At 50.6% G+C, this 233-nt stretch carries 1 rRNA gene; it reads left to right on the top strand.

The features are described 5' to 3' along the window. Positions 1–163: 163 nt before the first annotated feature. Positions 164–233 (top strand): 5S ribosomal RNA (gene rrf / locus OGW44_RS00065); the annotation flags it as partial.

Here is a 233-nt window from a genome sequence, read left to right as displayed (position 1 = left end):
AGGTCGGGTGTGTAAGCGTAGCGATACGTTGAGCTAACCGATACTAATGAACCGTGAGGCTTAACCTTACAACGCCGAAGGTGTTTTGGCGAAAGAGACATCAAAATTCAGTTTGATACAGATTACATCGACATGCGAAAAGCGTGTTGATAGACAGAATTTGCCTGGCGGCTGTAGCGCGGTGGTCCCACCTGACCCCATGCCGAACTCAGAAGTGAAACGCCGTAGCGCCG

Origin of the sequence: Citrobacter sp. Cb023 (assembly GCF_030336805.1) — a bacterium.
GTDB lineage: Bacteria > Pseudomonadota > Gammaproteobacteria > Enterobacterales > Enterobacteriaceae > Citrobacter > Citrobacter braakii.
Note: the sequence above shows the minus strand (reverse complement) of the source record. Positions and strands in the feature narration are given on the sequence as shown.